This is a genomic window from Hyphomonas polymorpha PS728 (assembly GCF_000685315.1).
Classification (GTDB): domain Bacteria; phylum Pseudomonadota; class Alphaproteobacteria; order Caulobacterales; family Hyphomonadaceae; genus Hyphomonas; species Hyphomonas polymorpha.
On record NZ_ARYM01000008.1, the window covers coordinates 65,736 to 92,713 of the forward strand.

Annotated in this window: 25 protein-coding genes; 14 read left to right on the top strand and 11 right to left on the bottom strand. The window is 62.1% G+C overall.

Annotation, left to right across the window (positions count from 1 at the left end):
• Positions 1–36: 36 nt before the first annotated feature.
• From HPO_RS08140 to HPO_RS08155, 4 genes are read left to right on the top strand one after another with little or no spacing between them, the layout of a single operon-like run.
• The gene (locus tag HPO_RS08140; RefSeq protein ID WP_035596862.1) at positions 37–1,209 is read left to right on the top strand and encodes an isovaleryl-CoA dehydrogenase; all 1,173 of its coding nucleotides are present in this window, start codon (positions 37–39) and stop codon (positions 1,207–1,209) included.
• Between the two features lie 16 nt (positions 1,210–1,225).
• Positions 1,226–1,600: a DUF4180 domain-containing protein gene (locus HPO_RS08145; RefSeq protein WP_035596865.1), complete on the top strand. Its 375-nt coding sequence runs from the start codon at positions 1,226–1,228 to the stop codon at positions 1,598–1,600.
• Positions 1,597–2,550: an alpha/beta fold hydrolase gene (locus tag HPO_RS08150; protein WP_051612442.1), complete on the top strand. Its 954-nt coding sequence runs from the start codon at positions 1,597–1,599 to the stop codon at positions 2,548–2,550. Before HPO_RS08145 ends, HPO_RS08150 begins: the two co-directional genes overlap by 4 nt.
• Positions 2,547–3,176, top strand: a complete 630-nt coding sequence (locus tag HPO_RS08155) for a hypothetical protein (RefSeq protein ID WP_051612443.1) — start codon at positions 2,547–2,549, stop codon at positions 3,174–3,176. The genes HPO_RS08150 and HPO_RS08155 overlap by 4 nt, the downstream gene beginning before the upstream one ends.
• Before the next feature lie 3 nt (positions 3,177–3,179).
• Here the strand turns inward: HPO_RS08155 and HPO_RS20505 are convergent, their stop codons facing one another.
• Positions 3,180–3,353: a hypothetical protein gene (locus HPO_RS20505; RefSeq protein WP_199285905.1), complete on the bottom strand. Its 174-nt coding sequence runs from the start codon at positions 3,351–3,353 to the stop codon at positions 3,180–3,182.
• Positions 3,354–3,386: 33 nt separating this feature from the next.
• On the opposite strand from HPO_RS20505, the gene HPO_RS08160 reads away from it, so the two are divergent.
• Positions 3,387–4,031: a hypothetical protein gene (locus HPO_RS08160; RefSeq protein ID WP_157532745.1), complete on the top strand. Its 645-nt coding sequence runs from the start codon at positions 3,387–3,389 to the stop codon at positions 4,029–4,031.
• Between the two features lie 3 nt (positions 4,032–4,034).
• Here the strand turns inward: HPO_RS08160 and HPO_RS08165 are convergent, their stop codons facing one another.
• The 3 genes from HPO_RS08165 to HPO_RS08175 all read right to left on the bottom strand — a co-directional run bounded on the left by HPO_RS08165 (position 4,035) and on the right by HPO_RS08175 (position 8,490).
• On the bottom strand, positions 4,035–4,523 hold the full coding sequence (locus tag HPO_RS08165) for an SRPBCC family protein (protein WP_035596868.1): 489 nt from the start codon (positions 4,521–4,523) through the stop codon (positions 4,035–4,037).
• Between the two features lie 121 nt (positions 4,524–4,644).
• Positions 4,645–6,612 (bottom strand): ATP-binding protein, encoded by a 1,968-nt coding sequence (locus tag HPO_RS08170; RefSeq protein ID WP_035596871.1) that lies wholly within the window; start codon positions 6,610–6,612, stop codon positions 4,645–4,647.
• Positions 6,613–6,711: 99 nt separating this feature from the next.
• Positions 6,712–8,490, bottom strand: a complete 1,779-nt coding sequence (locus tag HPO_RS08175) for a patatin-like phospholipase family protein (protein ID WP_035596873.1) — start codon at positions 8,488–8,490, stop codon at positions 6,712–6,714.
• Between the two features lie 124 nt (positions 8,491–8,614).
• Here HPO_RS08175 and HPO_RS08180 point away from each other — a divergent pair, with 124 nt between their 5' ends.
• Entirely contained in the window at positions 8,615–10,222 is a 1,608-nt protein-coding gene (locus HPO_RS08180) for a carboxyl transferase domain-containing protein (RefSeq protein ID WP_035596876.1), read from the top strand.
• A gap of 63 nt (positions 10,223–10,285) precedes the next feature.
• Here HPO_RS08180 and HPO_RS08185 read toward each other — a convergent pair whose 3' ends face one another.
• Positions 10,286–10,780: a pyridoxamine 5'-phosphate oxidase family protein gene (locus HPO_RS08185; protein ID WP_035596879.1), complete on the bottom strand. Its 495-nt coding sequence runs from the start codon at positions 10,778–10,780 to the stop codon at positions 10,286–10,288.
• Positions 10,781–10,948: 168 nt separating this feature from the next.
• Here HPO_RS08185 and HPO_RS08190 point away from each other — a divergent pair, with 168 nt between their 5' ends.
• From HPO_RS08190 to HPO_RS08205, 4 genes are all read left to right on the top strand, one after another.
• Positions 10,949–11,536 carry an NAD(P)H-dependent oxidoreductase gene (locus HPO_RS08190; protein WP_035596882.1) on the top strand — a complete coding sequence of 196 codons (588 nt, stop codon included), beginning with the start codon at positions 10,949–10,951 and terminating at the stop codon, positions 11,534–11,536.
• A gap of 131 nt (positions 11,537–11,667) precedes the next feature.
• Positions 11,668–11,958 carry a hypothetical protein gene (locus HPO_RS08195; protein WP_035596885.1) on the top strand — a complete coding sequence of 97 codons (291 nt, stop codon included), beginning with the start codon at positions 11,668–11,670 and terminating at the stop codon, positions 11,956–11,958.
• A 239-nt stretch (positions 11,959–12,197) separates the two neighbouring features.
• Entirely contained in the window at positions 12,198–13,223 is a 1,026-nt protein-coding gene (locus HPO_RS08200; protein ID WP_035596888.1) for an acyltransferase family protein, read from the top strand.
• Positions 13,224–13,238: 15 nt separating this feature from the next.
• Entirely contained in the window at positions 13,239–14,039 is an 801-nt protein-coding gene (locus HPO_RS08205) for an enoyl-CoA hydratase-related protein (protein ID WP_035596891.1), read from the top strand.
• A gap of 13 nt (positions 14,040–14,052) precedes the next feature.
• Here HPO_RS08205 and HPO_RS08210 read toward each other — a convergent pair whose 3' ends face one another.
• Positions 14,053–14,388 (bottom strand): hypothetical protein, encoded by a 336-nt coding sequence (locus tag HPO_RS08210; protein WP_035596893.1) that lies wholly within the window; start codon positions 14,386–14,388, stop codon positions 14,053–14,055.
• 131 nt (positions 14,389–14,519) lie between these two features.
• On the opposite strand from HPO_RS08210, the gene HPO_RS08215 reads away from it, so the two are divergent.
• A complete protein-coding gene (locus HPO_RS08215) occupies positions 14,520–15,416 on the top strand; it encodes a DUF817 domain-containing protein (RefSeq protein ID WP_051612445.1) in 897 nt (298 codons plus the stop codon).
• Positions 15,388–17,289, top strand: a complete 1,902-nt coding sequence (locus HPO_RS08220) for an acetyl/propionyl/methylcrotonyl-CoA carboxylase subunit alpha (protein ID WP_035596895.1) — start codon at positions 15,388–15,390, stop codon at positions 17,287–17,289. The genes HPO_RS08215 and HPO_RS08220 overlap by 29 nt, the downstream gene beginning before the upstream one ends.
• A gap of 4 nt (positions 17,290–17,293) precedes the next feature.
• On the opposite strand, the gene HPO_RS08225 is transcribed toward HPO_RS08220, so the two are convergent.
• The 3 genes from HPO_RS08225 to HPO_RS08235 all read right to left on the bottom strand — a co-directional run bounded on the left by HPO_RS08225 (position 17,294) and on the right by HPO_RS08235 (position 21,793).
• Positions 17,294–19,093 (bottom strand): flavin-containing monooxygenase, encoded by a 1,800-nt coding sequence (locus tag HPO_RS08225; RefSeq protein ID WP_035596896.1) that lies wholly within the window; start codon positions 19,091–19,093, stop codon positions 17,294–17,296.
• A gap of 104 nt (positions 19,094–19,197) precedes the next feature.
• Positions 19,198–20,094 (bottom strand): J domain-containing protein, encoded by an 897-nt coding sequence (locus tag HPO_RS08230; RefSeq protein ID WP_035596898.1) that lies wholly within the window; start codon positions 20,092–20,094, stop codon positions 19,198–19,200.
• On the bottom strand, positions 20,084–21,793 hold the full coding sequence (locus tag HPO_RS08235; RefSeq protein WP_035596901.1) for a molecular chaperone HscC: 1,710 nt from the start codon (positions 21,791–21,793) through the stop codon (positions 20,084–20,086). Before HPO_RS08235 ends, HPO_RS08230 begins: the two co-directional genes overlap by 11 nt.
• A gap of 118 nt (positions 21,794–21,911) precedes the next feature.
• Here HPO_RS08235 and HPO_RS08240 point away from each other — a divergent pair, with 118 nt between their 5' ends.
• On the top strand, positions 21,912–23,882 hold the full coding sequence (locus HPO_RS08240; protein ID WP_241767884.1) for a PhoX family protein: 1,971 nt from the start codon (positions 21,912–21,914) through the stop codon (positions 23,880–23,882).
• 21 nt (positions 23,883–23,903) lie between these two features.
• Here the strand turns inward: HPO_RS08240 and HPO_RS08245 are convergent, their stop codons facing one another.
• Positions 23,904–25,430, bottom strand: coding sequence for an META domain-containing protein (locus tag HPO_RS08245; protein ID WP_035596907.1), 1,527 nt, complete (start codon positions 25,428–25,430; stop codon positions 23,904–23,906).
• A gap of 230 nt (positions 25,431–25,660) precedes the next feature.
• On the opposite strand from HPO_RS08245, the gene HPO_RS08250 reads away from it, so the two are divergent.
• Positions 25,661–26,401, top strand: coding sequence for a Crp/Fnr family transcriptional regulator (locus HPO_RS08250; RefSeq protein WP_035596910.1), 741 nt, complete (start codon positions 25,661–25,663; stop codon positions 26,399–26,401).
• A 25-nt stretch (positions 26,402–26,426) separates the two neighbouring features.
• On the opposite strand, the gene HPO_RS08255 is transcribed toward HPO_RS08250, so the two are convergent.
• Positions 26,427–26,936 carry a hypothetical protein gene (locus tag HPO_RS08255; RefSeq protein ID WP_035596913.1) on the bottom strand — a complete coding sequence of 170 codons (510 nt, stop codon included), beginning with the start codon at positions 26,934–26,936 and terminating at the stop codon, positions 26,427–26,429.
• Between the last annotated feature and the right edge of the window lie 42 nt (positions 26,937–26,978).

Sequence of the window (26,978 nt, forward strand, 5' to 3'; positions counted from 1 at the left end):
GGTGACAGGCGGGCAGGCCCTTGCTAGGAAAGGGCCATGCTGACGAACACATATCCCACGCTCAACTTCGATCTCGGTGAAACTGCGGACATGATCCGCGAGACCGTGAAAAACTTTGCCCAGAACGAGATTGCGCCGCGCGCCGCCGAAATAGACCGGACGGACAAGTTCCCGCGCGATCTTCTGCCGAAGATGGGGGAGCTTGGTCTCCTCGGCATCACGGTAGAGGAGGAATGGGGCGGCACCGGGCTCGGCTATCTTGAGCATGTCGTGGCGATGGAGGAAATCTCCCGCGCGTCGGCCTCTGTGGGCCTGTCCTATGGCGCGCACTCAAACCTCTGCGTCAACCAGCTGCGCCGCTGGGGCAATGACAGCCAGAAGGCGCGCTACCTGCCGAAGCTGATCTCCGGCGAGCATCTGGGCAGCTTGGCGATGAGCGAGAGCGGGGCAGGCTCGGATGTGGTTTCGATGAAGCTGCGCGCCGACAAGAAGGGCGATCGCTATGTGCTGAACGGCACCAAGATGTGGATCACCAATGCTCCGGATGCGGACACTCTGGTAGTGTATGCCAAGACCGATCCGAATGGCGGATCGAAGGGCATCACGGCGTTTCTGATCGAGCGTGGCTTCAAGGGTTTTTCGGTGGCTCAGAAGCTCGACAAGCTCGGCATGCGCGGATCGGAAACCGGCGAGCTGGTGTTTGAAGACTGCGAAGTGCCCGAAGAGAATGTGATGGGGCCGGTGGGCGCGGGCGCGCGCATCCTGATGAGCGGGCTCGACTATGAGCGCGCGGTGCTCTCGGCCGGGCCGACGGGTATCATGCAGGCGTGTCTGGATGTGGTTATTCCTTACATTCATGACCGCAAGCAGTTTGGCCAATCCATCGGCGAGTTCCAGCTGGTGCAGGGCAAGCTGGCGGACATGTATGTCCAGATGAATGCGGCCAAGGCCTATGTCTACGCCGTTGCCAAGGCCTGCGACCGGGGCGAGACGGCGCGCAAGGACGCGGCGGGCGCCATTCTGTATGCGGCAGAAACGGCTACCAAGCTGGCGCTGGATGCAATACAGCTGCTGGGCGGGAACGGCTATATCAACGAATATCCGACTGGCCGCCTGCTGCGCGATGCCAAGCTCTATGAGATTGGCGCGGGGACGAGCGAAATCCGCCGCTGGCTGATCGGCCGGGAGCTGTTTGCGGAGACGGCGTAAGGATCGCTGAAGGGCCATGCGCGTTGAGGAGATTGCCGGGCGGCGTGTGCTTTTCTTTGCGGAGGAAGGCCGCCTGCTGGCATCGACCGGAGACACGAATGATTTCATTTCCGATGTATGGCCGCAGAACGCGGACATGACCGCCATTCCGCTTTCCCGCCTCGGTCCGGATTTCCTGAAGCTCAGTACACGGCTGGCCGGGGAAGCGATTCAGAAGTTCGTCAATTATGGTATCCCGCTCGTGATCCTTGGTGACGTGACCCAGCCTGCGGCACAGAGCGGCGCGCTGCGGGACTTCATCTATGAGTCCAACAAGGGGAAGGCAGTTTGGTTCCTACCGGATGCGGATGCGGATGCGTTGCGCGGGCGGCTGACGGGCACCGCGCCATGAAACGGGCGGTGGCGGTCTTCGGGTTGCTGGCCGCTGTTCTGGTTGTCCTGACGGGCGTGGCGCTGACACTGGCGCGGACCGAGGCAATGGAGCGCGCCGAGGCATTGGCGGGGCAGAGCGAGGTGGCGCGCACGCCGCACGGCGCGGTGGAATACGCCATCCAAGGCGAGGGACCACCGGTTCTGGTGATCCACGGCGCGGGCGGCGGGTTTGATCAGGGGCTGCTGCTGGCGGACGCCGTGGGCGGGCCGGGGCGGCGCTGGATTTCCGTGTCGCGGTTCGGGTATCTCAGAAGCCCGCTTCCGGGGGAGGCATCTACGGCGGCGCAGGCGGACGCGCTGGCAGACTTTTTGGCGGGGCTGGGGATCGATCGGGTGGGCGTGCTGGCGATGTCGGGCGGGGCGCCGCCAGCCCTGCAACTGGCGGCGCTGCATCCGGACAGGGTGGGCGCGGTGGTGCTGCTGTCGCCGGCGCCGTTTACGCCCTTTGGCGGGGATGTGGAGGGGCGGCCCGTTCCGGCGGCTGTCTATACGGCGATTGCGGGTAGCGATGTCGGCTTCTGGGTGATGAAACGGCTGGCGCCGGGCACGCTGCGGGCAGCCTTTGATGCGCGGCCCGAGCTGCTGGAGGCGGCGGAGGATATTGATTTTGTGGACCGGCTGGTTGAGGGGTTTCAGCCCGCTTCCGGAAGGCTGGCGGGGTTGCGCAACGAAATTGCTGCTGTCGATCCGCAGGCGGAGTATGATCTGGAAACGATCCGCGCGCCGGTGCTGGTCGTCCACGCGGCGGATGACCGGCTCAACCCTGTTGCCATCAGCGAGACGATTGCGACGCGGATCAGCCATGCGGAATTTATCCGTTACGATACCGGCGGTCATCTGCTGCTCGGCCATCACGGCGACCTGCGAGGGGTGATTCCGGATTTTCTGGCGGGGGCTTCCGGGGAATGAAATACCTGACGGTATTTCTGGGCGTGCTTATGGCGGGCTGCGCGCATGCGGCGGAGCCTGCGCGCATTGCAGAAGAGGGCAGCCCTTGTGTGGCGGACCGGGCGGCATTGATGGCGCTCGATTACTGGGAATTCGATCAGGGAACGGAAGGTATTCGGTCTGTGATGGCCACGCCAGGGTGCGAGCTTGTCGCCGCTGATCTTCACCGGGATTATCACGCCGCGCTGCGCGCCAGGGGCGCGCCCGTGATGATCACCGTGCCAAATGACGAGGAATGGCCGATCAGTGAGACTGGGGAGATGTCCATTCTCTACTGGCATGAAGGCCAGCTGCGCGCGTTTGCGGGCGACGAAGAGGGGGCGGCTTATTTGTTCGAGCAGTCGTTGAATACGCCCGAGACGAGCCATTATGGCTGGGATGAGTATGTGCGGGGCAGCATAGCCTTCCTGCGCAGCGATCTGGGCGCGCTGGAGGCCGCGCGAGAAGCGATGGCCGGCAAGACCTCACCCGGCTATGGCGACCTCAATCTGGGTGTTCTGGATGGGCTGATCGCCTGCTTCGGACGCAGCTATAAGGAGGCCTACGGCGCGCCGGAATGTAACCGGCGGCCGGGCGTGGCACCCTGAAGGCTATCTGTATTTGTCCGGGTTGGCGGCGATGATCTGTTCCAGCTTGGGCTGTCCCTGGACGAGGCCTTTGGTGAGCTGGGCGGTGATGAGGCCGCCGAGGAAGAGAGGCGCGCTGGCCTTGCCCCGTTCGCACTGCTGGCTCAACAATCTGTAACTTGAGGTGGTTGCGCCCATTTTCTACGCTTAGTCGAAAGAGGGGGGGGTAATATGCGCACTTTTGTAGTCGGGCTCTGCTTTGTTGCTTCCGGATGTGCACATGCAGACGAGCCGGCACCGGCTGCTGCGCCAGTAAGGGCTGAAGCGGTAGCTGATTGCAGCTACGATTTCAGCGAGATGATGCGCCTTGATTTTGAAGCGTTCGATCAGGACCTTGAGGGTGGCTGGCGCATACTGGGAAGCACGCCGGGTTGCGAAGCCGAGACGGCAGACCTGATCCATAAATTCCGTACAATGAAGGTGGATGGCCAACGGTTGAGTCTGATGCATCACGAGATGCAGTTGCGTGGTGCGGCAGGGCAGTATGGCGCTGCGGCGGATCTTGCCAGAGATGTTCTGGGCTTTGCCCTCTCGCCGGAGATGCAGGCTTATCACGAGGCCGAGCTTGCCTTTTTTGCCAGAGACTATGACGGGTTGCTTGCCGCCAGGAGCAGACTCGCCGCCTTGCCGGCGCCGGAAGGCTTTAAAAAGGGTGTGGAGCATTTTTTGGCGAACTATCCCGACCAGCCACCTCCTGTCTGGCCCGTCAACCTGGACGTCGTTGAAGGGCTCATTGCTTGCTTTGAAAAGCCCTATTCAGAAGCATATAGTTTTGCTTGCCGCCCTGATCCGCAGGCGGAAACGGCGGCGCCCTGAAGGCTATTTGTATTTGTCCGGGTCGGCGGCGATGAGCTCTTCCAGCTTGGGCTGGCCCTGGAGGAGTCCTTTGGTGAGCTGGGCGGTGATGAGCCCGCCGAGGAAGAGAGGCGCGCTGGCCTTGCCGGACCAGCGCATTTCGCAGCCGCCCTCGACGGGCACGACGCGGTAATCTTCCACTGCGGCTGAGACGGGTAGGGTGGAGCGTTCGAAGCGGAAAGCCATGCGGCGGCCTTCTTCCCAGGCGAAGAAGGTTTCTTCTACTTTCTGCTGGCCGATCTCAACCGTGCGCGTGGTGCCCGGTCCCCAGGGTTTGGGGCTGGTCCAGATGACTTTCGTGATGGGCAGCCACAGGGTCCATGTCTCGGCGTCGAGCAGCGCGTTCCACACCATTTCCGGCGGGAAGGGATAGCGGTGCACAGCGCTGCCCTGCTTTGCGGTGGCGAGGTATTCTTCGCCGACGGATTTGTGAACTTTCAGCGACTTGGCCATGGCTTGCTCTCCCCAATATACCTGAAGCGGTGGGTCTTCACGGAGAGTATAGGCACGCTCGTCCGGCCGTCTACGGACGGGTGAGCCTTTTGTTGAGCTCACGCCACGTCAGGCCGCAGCGTCAGCCTGCCGCCAGAAGGGCCTCTGTTTCCTCCGCCGGGACGGAAAGAATCTGACTGATGACAGTGATCATCGTGCGCTCCTCGATAGGCTTGGAGACGTAGCCGTCAAAGCCCTTGGCGAGGTATTTCTCCCGGTCTCCATGCATCGAGTCTGCGGTCAGTGCGACCACCGGGACGAGGCGATTGAGGCTACCCGAAGTGCGCAGCCGCTTGAAGGCTTCGTCACCATCAAGACCCGGCATGTGAATGTCCATCAGCACAATGTCGAAGGTTTCGCGATTCATGATCTCGAGGGCTTCGTTGCCATCGCAGGCTTCGCGGATGACGATGCCATAATACTCCAGGAAAGAGCGGGCGACGCGGCGGTTGATGCCATTATCGTCCACCACCAGCGCGCGGCAGCCGGTAAGGCCGGTGCGAGGCGTGCGCACGGGCATGTGTACCATGTTGGATGTGTCGCCCACGCTCATGGTGGAGGGCTGGGCCATGAACTTCAGTGTAAAGATGGAGCCGCGGCCTGCCTGGCTGACGGCCGTAACATCGCCGCCCATCATGCGGGCGAGGCGCCGGGTAATCGACAGGCCAAGGCCTGTGCCGCCGAACTTGCGGGTGGTGGAGCCATCTTCCTGGGCAAAGCTTTCGAAGATGCGGTCCAGCTTGTCTGCCGCGATGCCGACGCCGGTATCGGAGACGTGGATGACGACGCGGTGGGCGCCATTTTCCTGCGGTTCGGAAGTGACCACGATCATCACTTCCCCCTGGCTGGTGAACTTGATGGCGTTGGAAACCAGATTGCCGACACACTGGCGCACGCGTACCGGATCGAAGATCAGGCGCGAGGGTACGCTGGGGTCAACAAACAGGCGGATATTGATGCCCTTTTCCTGGGCGGCGGCTTCATGCAATTTGAACAGACCACTGAGCTTGTGGCGCAGATCGCCCGGCACCGGGGAGAGGTCCATCCGGCCGGCTTCGATCTTCGACAGGTCCAGAATGTCGTTCAGCAGCACCATCAGCGTATTGCCGCTGTCGAGGATGACGCCGACCTGTTCGGCCTGCGTCTCCGTCAGCTTGCTATGTGCGAGCACCTGCGCCATGCCGAGGACGCCGTTCAGAGGTGTACGGATTTCATGGCTCATATTGGCCAGGAATTCCGATTTGAGGCGCGTGGCCTGCTCGGCGCGGTTGAGAGCGTCCCGCAGTTCGTGGGCCTTGCGGCGTTCCTCGCGCACATCGCGGATATAGGTGATGAATACCATCTCATCGTCGCTGCCCCAACGGGCGCTGGATGTGGAGGCCTGCACACGGATCTTCTCGCCGCTCTGCGTGAAGGCCTCGGCGTCGGACACATGACGGATCAGCTTGCCATCTTCGATGTCTGAGACGACCTTGTTGCCGAGGGATTTCTGCGGCTCGAAGATTTTCACGCCGAACAGGATGCCGACATCATTGCCGAGCAGTTCTTCTTCCGAATAGCCAAGAAGTTCGCAGATGGCGTGGTTGACGTAGTGGATGCGGCTCACTCGGTCCGTGATGACGATGCCGTGGATGGCATGATCGCAGGCGGCGCGGGCAAGCTCGAAGCGCTTCTGTGCCGCGTCGCGTTCCTCAGCCAGTTCTGTAACCTCGTGGGAACAGGCCAGGGCGCCATTTTCCGTCGGCGTGATGACGGTTTTCATCACCTTGCCGAGCATCTTCGCGGCGCGGCCATGGCCGGTCATGTAAGTGATCGGCTCACCGGTCTCGATCACCTTGATGACGTTTTTCGTCATCTCAGACTCCCGATAGGCGGGGTCGAACTCGAAGACGCGCATACCGACGACGCTGCCGCCCCCCGGCAGGATTGATTCGTTCATCAAGCGGTTGGCGTCGATCCATTGAAGATCAATGATCGCGCCATTTTCGTCACGCACCGGAGCAATTTCACAAACGACAACTGGCAGCAGGTCAAACAGACGTGCATCCATCGAGCGAATCCTTAGGCCATCTATTTCTTTTTAAGGAAACATCAGCGTACAAGCTTAACGGAGCGTTGATATTTCGCGCTTTTGGGGCGTGGTTTTGCTTCAGGCGGGGCAGCAGAGACTCAGGATCTCGTGGCCCTTCAGGGCATCCATGGCTGCTTTGTAGCCAGCTTCGACAGAAGCCTCATAAGCTTTCCAGTCTCGCAGTTCTATGTCAGGCAGTTCCGGCAGAATCAGAATGTCGGCCTTGTCGCGCGGGGTGAGACGGTCATCCCGGATGGTGGCGGCGCGCATCAGGAGGCCGGCGATTGGTGGCGGAGACGAGAAACCGCGCTTGAACACCCATTGCCAGAAATTTTCGGGATGGACGAATTCCTCCCGGTTCAGACCATCCCGGATGGCCGATACATCCGAGCCGATGACAAAGCCTTGATGCAGTTCCCGCATCGATTCGACGGGGAAATTGTCGAGTACGGCGCCGTCGACGAGGATATCTTCCCCTTCGACGAAGGGCGGCAGGATGCCCGGCAGGGAGATGGTGGCGCGCAGGGCTGTGCGCAGCAGACCGCAGCGGTGCAGCTTGGCCTGACCGTCGGTGAGGTTGGTGGAAAGGGCGAAGAAGGGGATTTGCAGGTCGCCGATGTCAATCTCGCCGAAGTGTTCCTGCAGGCGCTGGTTGACGCGCTTGCCTTTCACCATGCCGACCACGGGCAGAGTATAGTCGCCCAGGGGATTGGTTTCGACGAAGGCCTTGCGGATACGCCGGTCGATTTCCTCGTCACTCCAGCCGATGGCGACACAGGCGGCGACAACCGCCCCCATGGAGGCCCCGCCGGCAAAGTCTATCGGGATGCCCAGTTCACGGATGGCGCGGATGGCGCCGATATGGCTGTAGGCCCGCGCGCCGCCGCCAGAGAGTACGAGGCCGACAGACCGGCCAGTCATGATGCGGGCCAGGCGCATGGCATCGGCGCCATTATCGCCCTGCCAGTGGAAAAGGCGCTTCGCCCCTGCCGCCTGCAGCCATTCCTGCGGACGGGAGGCGCGGCGCTCCGCGCCCGGATGGATGAGGACAATGTCGATGAGCTTGAGGCGCTGGGCAGGAGAAGTGTCTTCGGGCATCAGCGGGGTAGACGGGCGCGCATCAGAGCGGGCCAGCACCCAGATCCGGTCTGCCTGGCGCGTTGACAGGCGGAACCAGGGCGTGTCGCCGATCGCGGCGATCAGGATGACCGCGTCATACTCGGTTTCCAGTTGGTCGAAGAAGGCGGCGGGCTTTTCGCTCCCTTCGGTCTCCTCAACAATGACGGCCCGCTTCCCAAAGCGGGCAAGAGCGGATTTCAGCGCCCGGGCGCGCAGGCCAAGGTCGATGGTGGGGGAGGTGGAGAGGAGGGTGTAAACCTTGGGGGCGGCTTCGCCGGTGCGTTGATCCCCCCTGCCCAGACGGCGCAGGATGATGCGGATCATGCCTTCCAGAAGCTCGGGCTCTGACTTGACCAGCAGCTTCCAGCCTGCCCGCGACAGGGCGATGACCTCAGAATCCCGCAGGGCATAGACCGAGCCTGAATGGGGCCTGTCTTGTCCTTCGCCCTCGGTATTGCTGCCTACACCGCCCAGGAACAGAGCCATCTCGCCGACTGGCTCGCCGGGGCGGATATGGCCGACGAACTCGCCTTTGGCGCCGAAGGCACCGAGCGCGCCCGACAGGACGAAATAGATGGAATCAGCCGGCTCTCCAGCCAGAAACAGCGGCTGGCCGGCGGGCAGGGCGAACCAGCGGGCCTCCTTGCCGGCGGAGCGCATAGCCCGCTGGGAGACGTCCTTCAGAAGAGGGATCGTCTTCAGATCGGGGGTAATTTCCTTGCGTAGGAGGCCGAACATGCCGGTGTTACCTGAACTCTCGAGAGGGCAGCTGCAAGACCTCTAGCACAAAAGAGTTTACCAACGGGTGACAGCCCGAAGCCGGGCGGTTAATCCTGCCGCAACGAAAAGTAAGGGAGGGCCCATGCCGGTCCTGAAATCTGCGCTGGATGTTTCCGGCGCCAAATTCGCTGCAAATCGCGCGGCCATGGAAAAGCTCGTAGCGGAGCTGCGCGCAAAGACGGCAGAGGCTGCCCTCGGCGGCCCGGAAGACAGCCGCAGGCGCCACACAGAGCGCGGCAAGCTGCTGCCGCGTGAGCGGGTGGAGCGGCTGATCGATCCGGGCAGCGCGTTCCTGGAGATCGGCGCGCTGGCAGCCCATGGCATGTATGATGGCGAGGCGCCGGGCGCGGGCCTGATCACGGGCGTGGGCCGGGTGGAAGGGCGCGAGTGCCTGATCGTCTGCAATGACGCGACGGTGAAGGGCGGGGCCTATTTCCCGGTGACCGTGAAGAAGCACCTGCGGGCGCAGGAAGTGGCAATGGAAAACCATCTGCCGTGTATCTACCTCGTCGACAGCGGCGGCGCGAACCTGCCCCATCAGTCTGAAGTGTTTCCCGACCGCGAGCATTTCGGCCGCATCTTCTACAATCAGGCGCAGATGAGCGCGAAGGGCATTCCTCAGATTGCCGCCGTGATGGGAAGCTGCACTGCCGGGGGCGCGTATGTGCCCGCCATGAGCGACGAAACGGTGATCGTGCGCAAGCAGGGCACGATCTTTCTGGGCGGGCCGCCGCTGGTGAAGGCGGCGACGGGCGAGGAGATTTCAGCGGAGGATCTGGGCGGGGCGGATGTGCATGCCCGCCGCTCGGGCGTGGCGGACCACTATGCCGCGCATGATGCCCATGCGCTGTCCATCGTGCGCTCAATTGTCCGTACGCTGGCAAAGACGAAGCCGCAGCCATTTGAAATTCAGGCGCCGGCAGAGCCGCTTTATGATCCGCGCGAGATGCATGGGCTGGTGCCGCAGGATGTGCGCGAGCCGTATGATGCGCGTGAAGTGATTGCGCGCACGGTGGACGGATCAGAATTCCACGAGTTCAAGAAGCTCTATGGCGAAACGCTGGTCTGCGGCTTTGCGCATATCTATGGGATGCCGGTGGCGATCCTGGCCAATAACGGCATCCTCTTCTCCGAAAGCGCGCAGAAGGCGGCGCATTTCATCGAGCTGGCCGATCAGCGGCGCATTCCGCTCGTCTTCCTGCAGAACATCACCGGCTTTATGGTGGGCTCCAAATATGAAGCCGGCGGGATTGCCAAGGATGGCGCCAAGATGGTGACGGCGGTGGCCACGGCCAGCGTGCCGAAATTCACCGTGGTGACTGGCGGTAGCTTTGGCGCGGGTAATTATGGCATGTGCGGGCGTGCCTATTCACCGCGTTTCCTCTTCATGTGGCCGAATGCGCGGATTTCCGTGATGGGCGGCGAGCAGGCGGCGAGCGTTCTGGCGACGGTGAAGCGCGACGGCATCGAGCGGCGCGGCGGACAATGGAGTGCGGAAGAGGAGAACAGCTTCAAGCAGCCGATCCGCGATCTCTACGAGACCGAAGGCAATCCGTATTTCTCCACCGCGCGGCTGTGGGATGATGGCATCATCGACCCTGCCGACACGCGGCGCGTGCTGGGGCTGGCGCTCTCGGCCAGCCTCAACGCGCCGTTTGGCGAGCGCGGGTTTGGTGTGTTCCGGATGTAAGCGATCCCCTCGCCGCATGTCTGCGGGAGGGGCGCTTTTGAAAGGGCAGGGTGCCTGCTTGGTTCAGAGCTGGACGTGCTTGCTCTTGCCAAGGTCTGGCTGCTCGTCCGTGATGTTGGCTTTGGTGACTTCAAAGAACACGCCGAGGGCGGATTTGTCCGATGCCCAGAGCGCAGCATCATGCGGCACGAATTTCAACATCATGAGTTTGGGGTCTTCAGGGCCGTCGGGATACCAGGCTTCGACCATTGGGCCCCAGAATTTCTCGATGGTGGCTTTGTCATGGTGCGGAGCAAGTTCCCCGCGCACGCAGGCCTGATAGTCGCTGTCGATGTGGCACATATGGACCATGCCGGGCGATTGGAGGACTGTTTGCCCAAGTTCGCTGGTCTTGTCTGAGTAGAAGTAGATGATGCCGGCTTCTTCATCCACCTGCGGCGCCATCGGCTGCATATGCTGATCATGATCGGGCGAGCCCAGCATGACGCACCGGCTACCCTTGATTTCTTCCAGCAGCTGGCGTTGCGGATTCTGTTCAAATTTCTTCAGATTGGCCATATCGCTCTCCTTGGGATGTCCCTGCCCAACGCGGAGTGTGCGCGCATGTTCCCTCATGGGGAGGACGGGGCCCCGTGTTCTGAAGGTCCGGAAAGATGTATAAGGACACCTACCTATCAACCTGAGCGGATTTTGCGGGTAGCGCTTGTCTCCAGAGGAGGCTCAGTCATGACCCAGACCATCTGCATCATCGACGGACATCCTGACCCGGACCCCGCCCGGCTTTGCCGCGCGCTGGCGGCCTCCTATGCCGAGGGCGCCATTTCGGCGGGATATGAGGTCACCCGCATCAACATCTGGGAACTGAAGATCCCGCATCTGGAAAAGAATGAGGATTTCCTCACCCCGCCCTCTGAACCGATCCTGAGCGAGCGGGAGAAAATCACGGCCGCTGATCATATCGTCATCCTATTTCCGCTCTGGCTGGGCGGGATGCCGTCAAAGTTGCGGGCCTTCTTCGAGCAGGCGGCGCGAGGCGGGTTCTTTGTGGCAGATCCGGAGAAAGCGGGGAACTGGCCGCGCCAGATGATGGCGGGCAAATCGGCGCGTGTCGTGATCACCATGGGAATGCCCGGCTCGGTTTACCGCGTGCTCATGGATGCGGGCAGCCTGAAGGCACTTGAGCGCGGGATTCTGGGCCTTTCCGGCTTCCGTCCGGTTCGCCATACCATCCTTGGTGGGGCTGCGGATGTCTCGTCTGAGCGGTTCCATGCCTGGAAAAGCCAGATGTGGGAACTCGGGCATTCTGCAGCATAGACTGCAGAGGCGTTAATCCTGCCACAAAATAGCCTTCAGACTGACAGGCTTTTAACGGATCGATGTTCGCGTTCATGCGTCCTTCATGCAAGGCGCCGGCCAACCCGGTGTCAGTCAAAGGAGTGAAACACATGATCCGCGTAACCCTGATTTCCGCTGCTGCTCTTGTTGGTGCCATGGGCGCCTACGCCGATGAAAAGACGACGTTTGCCGACGTTGACACAAATGCCGATGGCGTGATCAGCGCTTCGGAGTTCATCGCTCACAAGACCGCTGACGGCAAATATACCGAAGTGGAAGCTGCCGCGAAGTTCGAGGAAGCTGCCGGTATGGACGGCCAGATCACCGAAGCCGACTGGGAAGCGATGAAGGCTGAGCGCAAAGCCGACAAAGCCGACTCCACGGGTGATACCAACTGGTAATCCTACCAGTCTGAAGATCCCATCCGTCTCGATCTTCAGATATGACATGACCTTTCAGCGTCATGACAGGGCCTGTCTCTCTTTGAGAGGCAGGCCTTCGTCGCGTTGGCGGGTGCGGGTTTTCCTCAGGAATGGACCAGCTTCCCAACGCAGCTACTGGACATTTCCCCCCGGCTGAAGTCGATGGGGAACCAGCGGCTTCTTGCGCCGCCGAAACGCTGCGTAAGAGTGTACCACCCATGCCCGAGACGGCGAATCGATTTGATTTCATCCGGCTGGCGCTCGCTGCCGGTGTGTTCGTCTATCATGGCACTGCGATCGGCGCGGCGCAGCCCTTCGGGCCGCTGGAGTGGTCGCTTTCCCATATTGCCGAATTGTCGATCCAGGGCTTCTTCATTGTCTCTGGTCTGCTGGTCGCAGGCTCTTTTGAGCGTGCCTCGAGCCTTCTGGATTATGTGGGCAAACGAGCCCGCCGCCTGTATCCCGCCTATGCGGCGATCATCCTTGTGCCGGCGGCGATCAGCCTTGCCATGATGCGGGATGTTCAGGGCGTTGCGAGCTATCTGGGGGCCAATCTTGTCTTCCTGAATTTTCTCTCGCCCACGCTTCCGGGGCTGTTTGAGGGTAACCGTTTTCCGGAGGTGAACGGCGCGCTGTGGACGCTGAAAATCGAGGTGATGTTCTATATCGCCCTGCCGATTATCCTCCTTGTGCTGAGGAGATTTGGGGCGTTCTGGTGGGTTCTGATCGCGGTGATTTACGCGGCCGGGGAGGCATGGGCCTATTTTGTGCCGCAACTGGCGCCGGGCGCGTATGGGCCCGAGCTGGGGCGCCAGCTGCCGGGCCAGATGGCCTTTTTCGCCATGGGCATTGCGCTTTGGAAGGCTTCCCCCGGCATACAAGGGCGCTGGGCGGCGCTGGCGCTGTGCGGCACGGCACTTCTCGGAGCAAGTTTTCTCTATCCGTTTCTGGAGCCGCTGAGAGCTTTCGCGCTGGCCGGAGTCATCGGCGCGATTGCCTGGGCGCCGGGGCCAAAGCTCAATGTGGCGCGCTATGGTGATGTCAGCTATGGGCTCTACATAACCCACTTTCCGATCCTGCAGGCCCTCGCCGCCGCCGGGCTGGCTACCAGCCTGGGACTTGCGGCTTACCTTGCCCTTGCGACAGCGCTGACCCTCGCCGCCAGCTTCGCGCTGTGGCACCTTGTCGAGAAGCCTGCCTTGCGCCCGTCCAGCCACTATCGCAGGGTGGCCAGAGAAAGTTGAAACAGGAAAATCCCAATGCGTGACTCAGAATATGATCTGATCCGGTTTGAAGCCACGGAAGAGGGGCTTGCGGTCGTTACGCTGAACCGGCCTGATGTGCATAATGCCTTCAATGCCGAACTGATCGCCGAGTTGACGGATGTGTTCACGATGATTTCGGAACAGCCGACCATTCGCATGATGATCCTGCGTGGTGAGGGGCCTTCATTTTCTGCGGGCGCAGACCTCAACTGGATGAAGCGCGCGGCGCTGCATTCGCGTGACGACAATGAGACGGACGCGCTGCGCCTGGCCGAGATGTTGCGGCGCCTCTATGAGATGCCGCAAATGACACTGGCGCTGGTGCAGGGCGCGGCCATGGGCGGGGGCGCGGGTCTCGTGGCGGCGTGCGATGTGGCAATTGCCAAGGCGGGTACCCAGTTCCGCTTTTCCGAAGTGCGCCTCGGTCTCACGCCGGCCACCATCAGCCCCTTTGTAGTGCAGGCCATTGGCCCGCGTTGGGCGAAGGCGCTGTTTCTGACGGCGGATGGTTTTGATGCGGCGTATGCGGAGAAAATCGGCCTGGTGCATTATGTGGCCGAAGACGACGTGAAGATGGGCGAGCTTCAGGAGCATATAGCGCGGCTGGTGTTCTCGGCTGCTCCCGGGGCTGTGGCCGATGCCAAGCAACTGGTCGTAGATGTCACCGGAATGGAAATCGATACTTCTCTGATGCACACCACCGCCAAGCGGATCGCGGCGCGCCGTGTCTCCGAAGAGGGGAAGGAGGGCATCGCCGCTTTCCTCGAAAAGCGCGCCCCCTCCTGGAAGAGGTGACCGGGCGCCCTCGTCAGTCGGGGGAGAGGTCTACATTGAGGCCGAAATTGCTCAACGTGACCTCAAGCGCCGTGACCGGATTGACCCCGGTTAGCGCTTCTATCTGTCCTCGGAATATGTACGCCAGCAGCGCGAACATGATGATGTAGACAATAAACTGCATCAGCGATTTCAGAATGAAAGCGCCTGCGCTGCCGATAACGAGGCCGATGGCGCCCATGATCAGCGCGCCCTGTATCGGCGAAATGCCGTCCGTCACGAGGCCCTGATTATAGCCGAGATAGGCGCCGATGCCGCCGCCGATGACGCCTGCCAGGCTGGCGAGCCCGGTTCCGGAATTGTAGGCCATGGGGTCCCCCTTGGTTTCAGACCGGTTAAGCATTACGCGATTGCGCGGGCCCCACAAAGCCAGAAATTTACCGTCATCCGGTACTCCGGCTGCCATGTTGCCGCCCCGGTTTGCCGCGAAGGGAAACAGCCATGACGCCAGATGGAAACGTTTCCCACGCCGCCCGCCTTCGCGCCCGCCTCCACGCCGCGCGGGAGGGCTTGCGTGCGCGTTATGTGAAAGGGCCGTGGAGCCTTGGTGTATTCGAGTTTGTCAGTTTCGGCATCAAGCAGGCCTGGGCCTGCCTGTTTGGCGGGGCAATGCTGGGGTTGCTGCTCCTCACGCACTTTTTCTATCCGGAGGGGGCGGCGCTCTCGCGCTATGATTTCCTGGTGATTGCGGCGGTGGCCCTGCAGGCTGGGCTGCTGCTCAGCGGCCTGGAAACCTGGGAAGAAGCGCGGGTGATCTTCGTGTTCCATGTTGTGGGTACGGTCATGGAGCTGTTCAAGACCGGCGCCGGCAGCTGGATCTATCCGGAGGAGAGCTTCCTGCGGATTGGCGCCGTGCCGCTGTTTTCGGGTTTCATGTATGCGGCGGTCGGTTCTTATCTCGCCCGCGTGTGGCGCATCTTTGAGTTCCGCTTCACGCGGTTTCCACCGCTCTGGCTGCAGGGCCTGCTGGCGCTGGCGATCTACGTGAACTTTTTTGCGCATCACTGGACAGTAGACATCCGCTACGGCCTCTTTGCCGCCACCGCGCTGATCTACCTGCGCACGCTGGTCTGGTTCCGGCCGGATGAAATCCACAGGCCGATGCCGCTGCTGATCGGCTTTTTTCTGGTGGCAGTGTTTATCTGGTTTGCCGAGAACCTTGGAACATTTGCACGCGCCTGGACCTATCCGGGGCAAGAAAATGGCTGGGAAATGGTGTCTTTATCGAAGCTCGGATCATGGTATCTGCTGATGATCATCAGTTTCGTCCTGGTAGCCAGCGTGCACTGGGGCCGGGGAGGCAAGACCAGTGACCATAACCAAGCTGCTCGTCGCTAACCGGGGCGAGATTGCCGCCCGTATTTTCCGCACCTGCCGCGAGCTTGGCATCGAGACCGTCGCCGTCTTTTCCGAGGCGGACCGCGCCGCCAAGCATGTGCGCGAAGCCGATGAGGCGGTCTGCATCGGACCGGCGCCTGCGCCTGAGAGCTATCTGCGTGCCGAAGCGATCATTGCCGCCGCGATGGAAACGGGCGCTGATGCGATCCACCCCGGCTACGGATTCCTCTCCGAGAACGCTGCCTTTGCCGAGGCTGTGGTCGCGGCCGGGCTGATCTGGGTCGGCCCGCCGGCGTCCGCCATCCGCGCCATGGGGCCAAAGGATGAGGCCAAGCGCATTGCCGAGGAGGCGGGCGTGCCCGTGCTGCCCGGCTATCGCGGCGAGGCGCAGGACATTGCCACGCTGAAGAAGGCCGCCGCGAAGATCGGCTATCCGCTGCTCATCAAGGCGGTCGCAGGCGGCGGTGGACGCGGTATCCGGCAGGTGTCCAAAGAGGCTGAGCTGGACGCCGAACTCATCAGCGCCGTGCGCGAGGCGGAAAGCGCCTTTGGCGATGGCCGCGTGATGCTGGAGAAGCTGGTTCTGCAGCCGCGCCATATCGAAGTACAGGTGTTTGGCGATGCCCACGGCAATGTGGTGCACCTGTTCGAGCGGGACTGCTCGCTGCAGCGCCGCCGCCAGAAGGTGCTCGAAGAAGCACCCGCGCCCGGCATGCCCGAAGACGTGCGCAAGGCGATGACAGAGGCGTCGGTAAAGCTCGCCAAGGCTGTTGGCTATCAGGGTGCCGGTACGGTGGAATTCATCGTGGACGGATCAAAGCCTCTAGCGGTGGACACGTTCTGGTTCCTGGAAATGAATACGCGGCTTCAGGTGGAGCATCCCGTGACGGAGATGGTCACCGGGCAAGATCTGGTGGAGTGGCAACTCATCGTCGCTTCGGGCGGCACGCTGCCGCTGGCGCAGGACGAGATCGCGCTGAATGGCCATGCCATCGAAGCGCGCATCTGCGCCGAAGATCCGGCAGAAGGCTTCCGTCCAGGCGCAGGCGTGATCCTCGAGTTCGGCCTGCTGAATGAGCCCGATGGCGACATCATCCGCTGGGATACCGGTTTTGAGACCGGTGACCGCGTGCCGTCCAATTACGATTCCATGATCGCCAAGCTGATCGTCTACGGAGATCATCGGGACGAGGCACTGGAACGCCTGACGGATACGCTAGCGCATACGCAACTTGCGGGCGTGCCGTCGAATGCCGGTTTCCTCCGTCGCTGCGCTATGTCGGATGCGTTTCAGACCGGTGCGCATCATGTGAACTGGATCGGCGACAATCTTGACGCGCTGGCCGCTGTGCCGGAGGAACATCGCGAGGCTTCGTTGAACGCAGTGGCGAGCCTTGTGCTGGATGAGGCGCCCGGCCTTTCCCCCTGGTCGATCAATGACGGTTTCCGCCTGAACGCCGCGCCGCGCCGCACGATTGTTCTGGCCGCTGATGGCGAGGCGGAGATGGTGGAGGCTGGCATTCCGATGCCGGAGGATGTTCCATTTCCTCTGGTGACGGATATTTCTCCGCGCCGCTATGCCGTTACCTGCGGCGGCGACACGTTTCTGGTAACGATCCCCGAATACAGCGCCGATGCCGACGCCGCGCTGGGCGGCAATGCCGTGAAGGCGCCGATGCCTGGCAAGGTGCTGACCATCACGGCGAAAGCGGGCGACGTGGTGACGCGCGGAGACACGCTGACCGTTCTGGAAGCCATGAAGATGGAACATGCCCTCGCCGCGCCGCGCGATGGTGTAGTCGAAGCGGTTCACGCCGCAGCAGGCCAGCAGGTGGCCGAGGGCGACCTGCTGGTGTCTCTGGTGGAAGAGTAGGGGGTTAGCTGAGCTCCAGCCCTTCAAGCTCGCCGCTGTCCCGCCAGGCTTTCAGGATGCGGAAATAGGCGTTGGGGCCTTCGCCATAGGAGTTGTTCTGCGCGGCCCGGTCGCTCGGTTTGCCTTCATTATTGTAGTAGCCCGGCGTGCACTCTTCCAGAAACTGCTGGCGCATCACCGCTTTCTCGACGATCTGCTGCACCCAGGCGGCTTCGCCTTCCGGGCTTGCCTCGAAAGTCCCAGCTTGGCGGGCAGAGACTTCGGAGAGGATGTAGGCGATCTGCTCGGCCTGCTCGTCCAGCAGGTGAGGGTAGTTGGCGGTGAAGCCGGCCTGGCCCGGCCCCATCAGGAACATGTTGGGGAAGTTATTGACGGCAAGGCCATGCAGGCTGCGCATGCCGTCCGCCCAATGATCTTTCATGGTCACGCCGCCCTTGCCGACAGGATCATACCCCGCGCGGCGGGTATAGTCCGTGCCCACTTCAAAGCCGGTGGCATAGACGAGGCAGTCGATCTTGTATTCGATGCCATCGACAATGATCGAATCCTCCGTGATCCGCTCAACACCCTGGCCGCCAGTGTCTACCAGCGTCACATTCGGCCGGTTGAAGGAATTGAGATACGCATCATGGAAGCACGGGCGTTTGCAGAACTGGCGATACCAGGGTTTCAGCTTGGCGGCGGTTTCCGGGTCTTTGATAACCTCGTCGACGCGGGCGCGCACCTGTTCCATCTTCTTGAAGTCTGCGAGTTCGGCGAGTTCTGCCAGACGCTCCGGCGAGAGCCCCTTCTTGTCGCCGGAGCTGGCGATGAAGAGAATGTTGCGGATGATGTCCGTCCACCCATCCTGCACCAGATCTTCCGGCTCATACCCGCCGGAAACAAGCGTGTTGAAATTCTCCATGCGGCGGCGCTGCCAGCCGGGCTGAAGGCTCTTTACCCACTCCACGTCGGTCGGCCGGTCATTGCGCACATCAATTGAAGAAGGCGTGCGCTGGAACACGTAGAGATGCTTGGCGCCTTCGGCGAGATGGGGCACGCATTGCACGGCGGTCGCGCCCGTGCCGATGATGCCGACGACCTTGTCCTTCAGCTTGGTGAGGCCGCCTGTGCTGTCCCCGCCCGTATACTGATAATCCCAGCGGCTGGTGTGGAAGCTGTGGCCCTTGAAGCTTTCAACGCCCGGAATGCCCGGCAGCTTCGGCCGGTTCAGCGGGCCGTTGGACATGATGACGAACTGCGCGGTGAAGCGGTGGTCCCGGTCAGTCATGATGATCCAGACCTTGCGGTCCTCATCCCATTCCATGCCGGTCACGCACGTGCCCAGAAGTGCGTTTTCATAGAGATTGAAGTGTTTGGCGATGCGGGCCGAATGCTCGAGGATTTCCGGCGCTTTGGCGTATTTTTCCTTTGGAATATACCCGGTCTCTTCCAGCAGAGGCAGGTAGATATAGCTCTCGATATCGCAGGCCGCGCCGGGATAGCGGTTCCAGTACCAGGTGCCGCCGAAATCGCCGCCGGTCTCGATCATGCGGATGTCCTTGAAGCCCGCCTTGCGCAGGCGCGCCGCAGACAAAAGCCCGCCAAAGCCGCCGCCGATCACGGCCACCTCGACATGATCGGTCACCGGCGCGCGGGCGACGCGCTCCGTATACGGGTCTTCCAGATAATGGGCGAACTGGCCGGCAACATTCACATATTGCTCATTGCCATCCCTGCGCAGGCGCTTGTCACGTTCGGCCCGGTAGCGGTCGCGCAGCTGGTTGGGGTCAAATCCCAGATCAAGGGCGGCGTCGTCAGCCATGTGTTATTCCTCCCAGGTACGGATGCGGGATCTCTGCCCGTCATTTCTCGTCCGATGAGAGAAACTAACCGCGATTTTCAGCCGCTAACAGCCGTCACCCTGCGTCAGCCGCCAAAGCCCGTCAGCGCGCGCAGCACCACGAAAAGCAGGATGCCCGCGCCGATATACAGCCAGGTGTTGCTGCCATCTGATGTGCCCTTGGGGTTTTCCGGCGTCCGGCCCAACAGGCGGTCGAGCTCGCGCTGCTTGCGCACTTCCTGGGGCGTTTCGTGCCACTCGATGCTTTCGCGCACCCGGCGCAGCCAGGCGTTCATGTGCCGCTCAGCCGGGTGGCTGGAAGGCTGGCGCACCCAGCCGAACTGGGCGTCGAGATCATCAAAGAGGCGCAGGGTCAGCCAGGCAGGCAGCTGCACATTTCCCGACTGCGCATAATAGCCGGTTGCATGGCAGAGATAGTTGCGCACCTGCCATTGCAGGGCGCGGTATTCATCGATGCCTTCCAGATCCGGCGCGTTGAACAGCGCGTCGAGATCGGCGCGCGAGGGCGGACCCCAGGGGGAGATCAGTGCCTCGTGCAGCTTCTGCATGGCCGCGTCGATGCGCCGGTCGAAATCGGTGGGGACGTATTCTTCTTCTTCTTCATCGAAATCTGCATCTTGGTCATCTTCAGCGTTCGGGGCCAGCGGGGCAGTGCGGGTAGCCGTATCTGACGCCTGTTCTGTCAGCGTTTCGCTGTGTCCGTCCCCTGACGGATCAGAACAGGCCTCCGTTCCGGTTTCGACTTCAGCGTCCTCATCATCCTCTTCATAATCTGCGGGATATTCTGCCCGCCAGCGCGCCTCCTGCCGCGCGCGCTCGAAAGCCTCGCGCAGGGCCATGAACGCCGCCCGGTCATCTTCGGGCCGGGTGACCTTCAGGCGCTCCGCATAGGCCTTGCGGATGTCGGCTTCGGTGGCGGTTTTGCGATCTAGGCCGAGGAGGGTGAAGGGGTCAGAAGACATCCTCGCCCTCGACGCGGCTCAGGATTTCTTCGATCTGGGCGCGGGCGTCCTGGATCTGGCGCTTGTCATGGGTGTGCAGCACCGCTTCGAACTGGGCGAGGATGTGGCCGATCTGCTGGCGCAGCTCGCCGAGGCTGTTTTCATAGGCCGCGCGCAGGCGGGCGATGATGGCGGCGTTTTCCTGTTCGTCGCGCGGGTGGATTTTCAACGCGGCGAGTTCCTTGAGGCGTTTGTCGATCTCGGCGCGGGTCATCGTGCCGGGTGTGCCTTCGATCACGAGACGGAGGGTTTTCTTCGTGGCCACCGGTGTGGCCTCGACCTCAAGGATGCCGGAAGTATCGTAGGTATAGCGCACCTCCACCGTCTTGTCGGCCTTCAGGTCTGCCGGCAGGGGCACGCGCAGCTGGCCGATGCGCACATTATCGCGCACGAAGGGGCTTTCTCCCTGATAGATCATCAGGTTGATCTCGCGCTGGTGCTGTTCCAGCGGGCTGATTTCGTTGGCGCGGCTGGCGGGCACCACCGTGTTGCGCTCGATCAGCGGCGAGAAATGGCCCGGCTCCCACTGGTTCGGCCCCAGCGGCACGGAGACTTCGTAGCCGAGGGTGAAGGGGCAAACGTCTGTCATCACCACATCGTCAAGCGCGGCATGGCGGGCGGCGAGACCGGCCTGGACCGCTGCGCCAAGGGCGACGACATGATCGGGATCGATCGAGTGTTCCGGGAAGCGTTTGAACAGGCGTGTGATCAGCCCGCGTACGGCCTGCATGCGGGTGGCGCCGCCGACAGTGATGATGCGGTGCAGGTCGTCCGCCCGGAGGCTCGCGTCAGAGATGGCGCGCTGGATGGGCATCCGCAGGCGTTTGAGAAGCTCATCGGTGATCTCGTCAAACTTCTCCCGCGAGATGGAGACGGGGCGGGCCTCGCCCTTGATCACATATTCGCCGGTGGCCTCGGCTTTTTCCGAGAGCTGGTGCTTCAGCCGGTTGGCGAGGGCGCGCAGGCGGGCACCTTCCTCGCGGCTGACATCCTTGGGCTGGATGCCCAACTGGCGGCCGAGTTCTGTCGCCAGCGCGTCGGTGAAATCCTCCCCGCCGAGGAACGCGTCACCGGCCGAGGCGCGCACTTCCATCACGCCTGAGAACATCTCGAGGATCGAGACATCGAAGGTGCCCCCGCCGAGATCGACGACGAGGAAGGTGGATTCAGCTTCCTTGTCCTGAAGGCCATAGGCGAGGGCGGCGGCGGTCGGCTCGTTGACGAGGCGGTTGACCTTCAGCCCGGCAAATTCAGCGGCGGTGATGGTGGCTTTGCGCTGGATGTCGTTGAAATAGGCAGGCACGGAGATGACCGCTTCTTCCACCTTCCGCCCAAGATGAGCTTCAGCATCGGCCCGCAGGCTGCGGAGAACCAGGGCGGAAAGTTCTTCCGGCCGGAAGGATTTCTTGCCCAGCTTCACTTCATGATTGGTGCCCATATAGCGCTTGAAGCGGGCGGTGGTGAGATCTGGATGGGTCAGTAGCCGGTCACGGGCGGCGCGGCCCACCAGCACGGCGCCGTCATCGCCATAACCCACAGCAGACGGCGTCATCACCTCGCCCAGCGCATTTGGCACCAGTGTTGGGCCATCCGCCTCGAATACTGCCACAAGTGAATTGGTTGTGCCCAGGTCGATGCCGATGATGGCCTTGTCGGACATGTGGTCTTGCCCCCGCGGGTATGCCTTCTGCACCCTTAGCGCGTCCGCACGCTCAGTCCAGCCGTCCTTTCACCCAGTGCCATGCCTCTGTTACAAAACTGTCCTATGGCGGGGGAACATGCACAAGAAGGAGGCCGCCCCTATGGCGATGATGGACGATAGCGAGAACAAGCCCGTAAACCCCCGCATTGCCGCAGGTGTGGCCACTATCGGCGATGTGATCGGCCACCGGCTGTCTCGGCGCGGCTTTCTGGGTGGGCTAGGCGCGGTATCTGGCCTCGCGCTGGCCGGATGTACGCGCGGCGGCGAGGCGCCAGGCCCGGTTGGCAGCCGGGAGGCGGTCAGCGCAGACATACCGGCTTTTCGCTTCGACGAAATCGCTCGAGGCATGGACGAGACGCATCATGTCGCGGAGGGTTACCGGGCCGATGTGCTGATCCGCTGGGGAGACCCGCTATTTGCTGACAGCCCGGTATTCGACCCGGCTAACCAGACGGCTGAGGCTCAGCGCCGGCAGTTCGGGTACAACAACGACTTCATCGGTTATGTTCCGCTGGAGGCCGACAGCGAGGGGCGCGAGCGGGCTCTACTCTGCGTCAATCACGAATATACCTCGACCAACATCATGCTGCCGGGTGTGGCGGCTGGCTATCCTGCATCGATGACGCGGGAGCTGTGCGAAATCGAAATGGCGGCCCATGGTGGATCCGTCGTTGAAATCCGCAAGGAAGACGGCGTGTGGAAGCCGGTAACAGACTCCTATTACAACAGGCGCATTACGGCTGATACGACCAAAATGAGAGTGAGCGGGCCAGCTGCCGGAAGCCCACGTCTTCAGACGACGGAAGACCCTACCGGCGTGGTGGTTTCCGGAACAATGAACAACTGCGCTGGCGGCATCACGCCATGGGGCACATATCTTATGGCGGAGGAGAACTTCAACGGGAACTTCCTCGGCGAGCTGCCGGAAAATCATCCGGAGGCAGAGAATCACAAGCGTTATGGCGTTCCCTCCGGCTGGTATCAATGGGGCCGTTTCTTCGACCGCTACGATGTCAGCAAGGAGCCCAACGAGCCCAACCGTTTCGGCTGGATCGTTGAGGTTGATCCCACGGATCCCAACCATGTTCCGCGCAAACGCACCGCGCTGGGCCGGTTCAAGCATGAGGGTGCCGAAAGCGTTGTAGCACCTGATGGCCGCGTGGTGGTCTATTCAGGCGATGATCAGAGATTTGATTATGTCTACAAATTTGTGACCAAGGGGAAGTTTGAGCCTGGAAACTGGACGGTGAATGGCGACTTGCTGGATGAGGGCACGCTGTATGTGGCGCGGTTTGATGCCGATGGCACGGTGGCGTGGTTGCCGCTGGTCTATGGAACCGGTCCGCTGACGGAAGAAAATGGTTTTGCCTCGCAGGCGGACGTTCTGATCGAAACGCGCCGGGCGGGTGACCTTCTGGGCGCCACGCCCATGGACCGGCCTGAGGACGTGGAGCCCAATGCCAAGACAGGTCGCGTCTACGTCATGCTGACCAATAATGACCGCCGCACGGAAGCGCAGGTGGACGCCGCCAATCCGCGCGCTTCAAACCGGTTTGGCCATATCATCGAGATCATCGAACCGGAGGGAGATTTCACCTCCGAAACCTCGCGCTGGGAAATTCTGGTGCGCTGCGGCGATCCCTCCATTGCGCCTGTTGGCGCGCTCTGGAACCCTCTGACTACAGATAATGGATGGTTTGCCAGCCCGGACAATTGCGCCATTGATCCGCAAGGGCGCCTGTGGGTTTCAACCGACGGCAACGAAGATTCCGGCGCGGCCGATGGCCTTTGGGCGCTGGAGACGGAGGGCGAGCGGCGCGGCACAGGGCGGCATTTCTTCCGTTGTCCCGTGGGCGCTGAAATGTGCGGCCCTCGCTTTAACGAGACAGGCGAAGCCCTGTTCCTGGCAGTCCAGCATCCGGGAGATACGGATGGCGCCACTTACGAGGCGCCCGGCACGCGCTGGCCGGACTTCCAGCCTGCCATGCCGCCGCGCCCAAGCGTGGTCGTCGTAACGAAACAGGGCGGCGGCCCGATCGGGGGATAAGGCCGCGCCTCTGCTTCAGTTTCAACGCCGCAGAAGCACGCGGTGGCCGCCTTCGCGCGTCAGTTCGAGGGCGCCATCAGCGGTGATGCGCCAGGCCATTTCGCCCTGCAGGGCGGCGGTGAACTTCGTTTCTTGATTGTTCAACGCCGGCGTAAGGCAGGCCCGGCGTGTCATGGCCAGTGGCGAGAAGGTGAGGCTTGTGCCGGTGGCGGTGTAACTGCCGCTGAGGTTGTTACAGCCGGTGGAACCGGAAACCTTACCGTCTTCAGTAAATGTCAGGGTAAGGACGGTGTTGTCGATCACTCCGCCACGGTTGAGGTCTTCCACCGTCCAGGCACCGCCGCCGAGTGTGGCGGGGTCGCCCTCAACGACGTCGCCTTCAGCCGGAAGCGGACGGGCCGTGAAGGAGACGCCATCTTCACCCCGGATAACGAGGTTCCCCAAGCTATCGATGCTTCCTTCGGTCTTGCCTGAGAGGATAGCGCCGAAAGCAGATTCCTGCTCCATCACACCGTCTGCCATGCAGGCCATCTTGGTCATACCAACCCCGGTGAAGGCTAGCTCGGCGCCCGTCTGCGCATAACCGCCGAAGAAGCGGTTGCAGCCAGTGGTGCCATTGATCTTGCCGTCAGCCTCGAAATTGATCTGCGGCTCGCTGCCGGCGACAACAGCGGTGCCCCCCGTTGTTTCGACCTGCCAGCGGGTGCCCGCCAGCGGTTTGAGGCCGGAGGGAGTCAGTTCTATCTCGGTGCCATTCTCACCGGTGAGGATGACTTTGCCGTCGGCGCCGGGGGCAAAGGTGGCTGTACCCTTGAAGGCGGCGTAAAGCGCGCCTTCCTGCGCGCCCGCTCTGGGATCAAGACAGGCCATCATGGTGGAGATGAGGTCTCCGAAGGTTATCTTGCCATCGCTTTCGCCAAAGCTGCCGCCATAGGTGTTGCAGCCGCCAAAGCCGCCGACCCGGCCATCTTCACCGAATTTGACAGTCATCGGGCGCTGGCCGGAGACTGGCTGACCGCCAATGGCGGATATGCGGTAGTCTTTGCCGGTCAGTTTCAGTATGGCGGGCGCTTCAGGGGACGGAGCGGCGGGCGCGGGCGCGACCTTCACCATCACCAACGTTCCGGCATTCACGCTGCCGCTGACAGCCTCAATCTGGTGAACGGTATCGGTGGTCCAAAGGAGGGTGCCATCCGGCCCGGTGACGGTGGCGCGCAGGGTGTAGGTGAAGCGCGGGTCGAGTGTTTGATTGACGCGCAGAATGAAGTTTTTCGGCACGCCGCCATCATCCAGGCTGTCCGACCAGTCTGCCAGCGAAATGGCGGGCGCGTCGGCACGGGAGGTGTCTGACAGTTCCACCTTGAGAACAGAGCCCTTAGGGGCGGCCATCCGCTCGCGATAGGTGGCAGAACCGGTCACGGTCAGCACGGCGGCTTCCTCTTGCGGGGACAGGGCCGTGGGCGGTGTCTGACAGGCGCTGAGTATGGGCGCGGCCGAGATGAGAAAAAGCGGTACGAGCGCCGCCTTGTAGAATTTTCCATATGCCATTCAGGCCTCCCTTCGGATCAACTTGCCGGATATCCGGACCGGCTTGCGCCTGCCGCTGCGGCAGATTCCCCGAAGGGATGGCATCAGCAAGGCGGCATTATGGCAAGCCTGACGTCCTCTTACTCTACGACACGGCTGGCTGGGTGCGGAAGGCCGTTTCCATGCCGGTGGAAGCTGCTAATCTCTCCGCTGAGGGTAACAGACTGGCGCATACTGGGGAGGTATCGCCGATGAAGACAACCAGTACGATCGACCTGCAGCGGGGCCGATGGTTTTCGGCTTTGCCGGAGGCGTTGCAGGAAGAGATTTTGCAAAACGCTACGCGGCAGAAGCTGCGGCGGGGCAAGCATGTGTTCCGGCAGGGAGATCCCCCCAGCGGTATCTATGGCCTGGTGGGCGGGGAAGCCCAGATCATCGGTACAACGCTTGCCGGGCTCGACATTCTGGTGGCGGTTTATCGACCGGGCGACTGGACGGGCTTTCTTGCCTGCGTTGACGAGGGGCCCTACACCTTTTCCGTGATCGCCAGCCAGCCTTGCGAAGTGATGCATCTGCCGCTCGCGGCGGTGAAGCGGCTGTTCCTGTCAGACGCCGAGAACTTCCGCCGCTTCGTATTGCCGGAGATGGCCTCCATCCGGGCGATCTATTCGCAGGTGGTGGAAAGCCTTGCCTTTACGCCGCTGCAGCGGCTGGCGCGGCGCCTGATTGATCTGACGAGCGAGCCTCATGGTGGGCGGGCGACATCCTCCTTCATCAGCCCGGTGACACAAGATCAGATCGCCCTGTCGATCATGGCATCGCGCCAGTGGACCAACCGTCTTCTGCAGCATTTGGAGCAGGCGGATGTAATCCGCATTTCCCGCAGCCGGATCGATATTCTCGATCGTGCGCGGCTCAGCCAGCTGGCGGTACATGGCGAGAGCGGGTTTACCCTTGCCGAGACAGCACCGGGACAGGCCTCGCTGGTTTGAGCCGGCGAGGCCTGGGGCCGGAGGGTTAGTGCGCGTCGGTGACCTCGGAGATTTCGCCGAGGGTCTGGCCGCCGCAGGTGATGGTCACGCGGCTATAGCTGCTGCCGGCGAGGGGGCCGGTATAGTGGACTTCCTCGGTGGCGATGGCCATCGTGGCGGGCTCTGTGGGCGCGACCGGGATGAGTTTCAGGTTGAGAGCGGGGGTCATTGAGCGGTCCATCGGCCCGACCTCCCAATTGAAGGTATATCCCCCTGATCTGACATCAACCTTGCCGATGACATGCACTGTTGGCGAAGCGTCGGGGCCGGGCATTCGGTCGATCCAGGCTTCCCAGTCGCGCGAGTCCAGAACGGCGCATTCTTCGGCCGGAGCAGCTTCGGGCGTCGGGGCCGATTCGGGGATTACGGCCATGTCGCCTTCTGCGGCCGGAACAGGCGGAGGCTCTGCGGCGGGGGTCTGTTCGGCAGGGGGCGCGCAGGCGGCGAGAATGATTCCGCTGGCGGCAGCCAGGGCAAGGAGGCGGAGGCTGGTCATGTGATTTCCCTTTGTTTCAGGCTTCCCAAGGATAGCCCTACT

Excerpts from the sequence above, each read along its gene's own strand:
- HPO_RS08140 (WP_035596862.1), top strand. The coding sequence starts at position 37 with ATGCTGACGAACACATATCCCACGCTCAACTTCGATCTCGGTGAAACT.
- HPO_RS08145 (WP_035596865.1), top strand. The coding sequence starts at position 1,226 with ATGCGCGTTGAGGAGATTGCCGGGCGGCGTGTGCTTTTCTTTGCGGAG.
- HPO_RS08150 (WP_051612442.1), top strand. The coding sequence starts at position 1,597 with ATGAAACGGGCGGTGGCGGTCTTCGGGTTGCTGGCCGCTGTTCTGGTT.
- HPO_RS08155 (WP_051612443.1), top strand. The coding sequence starts at position 2,547 with ATGAAATACCTGACGGTATTTCTGGGCGTGCTTATGGCGGGCTGCGCG.
- HPO_RS20505 (WP_199285905.1), bottom strand. The coding sequence starts at position 3,353 with ATGGGCGCAACCACCTCAAGTTACAGATTGTTGAGCCAGCAGTGCGAA.
- HPO_RS08160 (WP_157532745.1), top strand. The coding sequence starts at position 3,387 with ATGCGCACTTTTGTAGTCGGGCTCTGCTTTGTTGCTTCCGGATGTGCA.
- HPO_RS08165 (WP_035596868.1), bottom strand. The coding sequence starts at position 4,523 with ATGGCCAAGTCGCTGAAAGTTCACAAATCCGTCGGCGAAGAATACCTC.
- HPO_RS08170 (WP_035596871.1), bottom strand. The coding sequence starts at position 6,612 with ATGGATGCACGTCTGTTTGACCTGCTGCCAGTTGTCGTTTGTGAAATT.
- HPO_RS08175 (WP_035596873.1), bottom strand. The coding sequence starts at position 8,490 with ATGTTCGGCCTCCTACGCAAGGAAATTACCCCCGATCTGAAGACGATC.
- HPO_RS08180 (WP_035596876.1), top strand. The coding sequence starts at position 8,615 with ATGCCGGTCCTGAAATCTGCGCTGGATGTTTCCGGCGCCAAATTCGCT.
- HPO_RS08185 (WP_035596879.1), bottom strand. The coding sequence starts at position 10,780 with ATGGCCAATCTGAAGAAATTTGAACAGAATCCGCAACGCCAGCTGCTG.
- HPO_RS08190 (WP_035596882.1), top strand. The coding sequence starts at position 10,949 with ATGACCCAGACCATCTGCATCATCGACGGACATCCTGACCCGGACCCC.
- HPO_RS08195 (WP_035596885.1), top strand. The coding sequence starts at position 11,668 with ATGATCCGCGTAACCCTGATTTCCGCTGCTGCTCTTGTTGGTGCCATG.
- HPO_RS08200 (WP_035596888.1), top strand. The coding sequence starts at position 12,198 with ATGCCCGAGACGGCGAATCGATTTGATTTCATCCGGCTGGCGCTCGCT.
- HPO_RS08205 (WP_035596891.1), top strand. The coding sequence starts at position 13,239 with ATGCGTGACTCAGAATATGATCTGATCCGGTTTGAAGCCACGGAAGAG.
- HPO_RS08210 (WP_035596893.1), bottom strand. The coding sequence starts at position 14,388 with ATGGCCTACAATTCCGGAACCGGGCTCGCCAGCCTGGCAGGCGTCATC.
- HPO_RS08215 (WP_051612445.1), top strand. The coding sequence starts at position 14,520 with ATGACGCCAGATGGAAACGTTTCCCACGCCGCCCGCCTTCGCGCCCGC.
- HPO_RS08225 (WP_035596896.1), bottom strand. The coding sequence starts at position 19,093 with ATGGCTGACGACGCCGCCCTTGATCTGGGATTTGACCCCAACCAGCTG.
- HPO_RS08230 (WP_035596898.1), bottom strand. The coding sequence starts at position 20,094 with ATGTCTTCTGACCCCTTCACCCTCCTCGGCCTAGATCGCAAAACCGCC.
- HPO_RS08235 (WP_035596901.1), bottom strand. The coding sequence starts at position 21,793 with ATGTCCGACAAGGCCATCATCGGCATCGACCTGGGCACAACCAATTCA.
- HPO_RS08240 (WP_241767884.1), top strand. The coding sequence starts at position 21,912 with ATGCACAAGAAGGAGGCCGCCCCTATGGCGATGATGGACGATAGCGAG.
- HPO_RS08245 (WP_035596907.1), bottom strand. The coding sequence starts at position 25,430 with ATGGCATATGGAAAATTCTACAAGGCGGCGCTCGTACCGCTTTTTCTC.
- HPO_RS08250 (WP_035596910.1), top strand. The coding sequence starts at position 25,661 with ATGAAGACAACCAGTACGATCGACCTGCAGCGGGGCCGATGGTTTTCG.
- HPO_RS08255 (WP_035596913.1), bottom strand. The coding sequence starts at position 26,936 with ATGACCAGCCTCCGCCTCCTTGCCCTGGCTGCCGCCAGCGGAATCATT.